This window comes from Streptacidiphilus pinicola (assembly GCF_003258295.1).
GTDB lineage: Bacteria > Actinomycetota > Actinomycetes > Streptomycetales > Streptomycetaceae > Streptacidiphilus > Streptacidiphilus pinicola.
Genome location: NZ_QKYN01000251.1, coordinates 1 through 2,051, shown reverse-complemented (window position 1 = coordinate 2,051; position 2,051 = coordinate 1). Strand labels below are relative to the sequence as shown.

Sequence of the window (2,051 nt, the reverse complement as noted above, 5' to 3'; positions counted from 1 at the left end):
GGGATCGGGGGGTGGGGGCGGTGAGAGACGGGCGCGGGATCCGGTACTGTTGGGCCTAGCCCCTCGTGTGGCGCTATCTCGCTGAACCCCCCCAGGGCCGGAAGGCAGCAAGGGTAGGTGAGCTCTGGCGGGTGCACGGGGGGTCCTTGCGTTGTAGGGCACCGATTTGTCGGTGGGGACCGTTAGGGTCGAAGACGTGTCGCTCGCTCTCTATCGCCGGTACCGACCCGAGACCTTCGCAGAGGTCATCGGGCAGGAGCACGTGACCGGACCGCTGCAGCAGGCCCTGCGGAACAACCGGGTCAATCACGCCTATCTGTTCAGCGGCCCGCGCGGCTGCGGCAAGACGACGAGTGCGCGGATCCTCGCGCGGTGCCTGAACTGTGAGCAGGGTCCCACTCCGACGCCCTGTGGCGAGTGCCTGTCCTGCGTGGACCTGGCCCGCGGCGGGCCCGGGTCGATCGACGTGATCGAGATCGACGCCGCGTCCCACGGTGGTGTCGACGACACGCGTGACCTGCGGGAGAAGGCGTTCTTCGCGCCCGCCTCCAGCCGCTACAAGATCTACATCATCGACGAGGCCCACATGGTCTCGACGGCCGGCTTCAACGCCCTGCTGAAGGTCGTCGAGGAGCCGCCGGAGCATCTGAAGTTCATCTTCGCCACCACCGAGCCCGAGAAGGTCATCGGGACGATCCGCTCCCGCACGCACCACTACCCCTTCCGGCTGGTGCCGCCGGGGACGCTGCGCGACTACCTGGCCGAGGTCTGCGGCCGCGAGAGCATCCAGGTCGAGGACTCCGTCTACCCGCTCGTGGTGCGGGCCGGCGCCGGGTCCGTGCGTGACTCGATGTCCGTGATGGACCAGTTGCTGGCCGGAGCGGACGAGCGCGGTGTGACGTACGCCATGGCCACCGCGCTGCTCGGCTACACCGACGCCGCGCTGCTGGACGAGATCGTCGACGCGTTCGCCACGCACGACGGCGCGACGGTCTTCGGGATCGTCGACCGCGTGATCGAGGGCGGGCACGACCCGCGGCGCTTCGTCGCGGATCTGCTGGAGCGGCTGCGGGATCTGGTGATCCTTGCCGCGGTGCCCGACGCGGGCGAGAAGGGCCTGATCGACGCACCCGCCGACCGGGTCGCGGTGATGGACGAGCAGGCGCGCCGCTTCGGCTCCGCCGAGCTGAGCCGCGCCGCCGACATCGTCAACACCGGGCTGACGGAGATGCGCGGGGCCACCTCGCCCCGGCTGCAGCTGGAGCTGATCTGTGCCCGCGTGATGCTGCCGGCCGCGTTCGCGGACGAGACCTCATGGCAGGCCCGGCTGGAGAAGCTGGAGCGGCGCGCCGTGGTCGGCGGCCCGGCACTGGCGACTGCGCCGATGGCCGCCCCGACGGCCACCGCCCCGATGCCTGCCGCGCCGGTGGTTGCCCCGCCGGCGCAGGCGGAGCCCGCCGTGCCCGCGCCGGCCCAAGCTCCGGCTCCCGCTCCGGTCCAGACAGCCCCCGCTGCCGGCGGGCGGGCGCCCGGCTCCTGGCCGGTCTCGCCCAGTTTCGTCGGTGCGCCCGCACCGTCCCCGGCGGCTCCGCCCGCGACGGCTCCGGCTCCCGCCCCGGCCGCTCCCGCGCCCGTCGCCGGGGACGGCGGCGGGATCAACGCCACACAGGTGCGTCAGTTCTGGCCGCAGGTGCTGGACGCCGTCAAGGGCCGCCGTCGCGTCACCTGGATGCTGCTGCAGCAGGCCCAGGTCGCCGGGTTCGACAACGGCGCGCTGCAGCTCGCGTTCGAGCACGCCGGGACGCGGGACGGCTTCGTCAACGGCGGCCACGACGAGATCCTGCGGCAGGCGCTGCAGGACGCCGTCGGCGTCTCGTGGAAGGTCGAGTGCCTGATCGGCCCGGCCGGCTCCGCGCCGCAGCGCCCCTCGGGCGCGCCGGCGCGGGGCCGGCCGGCCAGGGGTGGCCCTTATAACCATCTCCGAGCCCACGAGACTCCGGAGCACCCGGGACGCCCGCTGCGGCCTGAAAATAACAATGAGCCACGTCTGA

Annotated in this window: 1 protein-coding gene and 1 other RNA gene; both read left to right on the top strand. The window is 72.5% G+C overall.

The window, feature by feature from the left end; translation table 11 throughout:
* The first annotated feature begins 57 nt into the window (after nt 1-57).
* Nucleotides 58-148: signal recognition particle sRNA small type (ffs, locus tag DN069_RS38610), an RNA gene on the top strand.
* 48 nt (nt 149-196) lie between these two features.
* On the top strand, nt 197-2,051 hold a 1,855-nt coding region (locus tag DN069_RS38605), incomplete at its 3' end, for a DNA polymerase III subunit gamma and tau (RefSeq protein ID WP_111507906.1).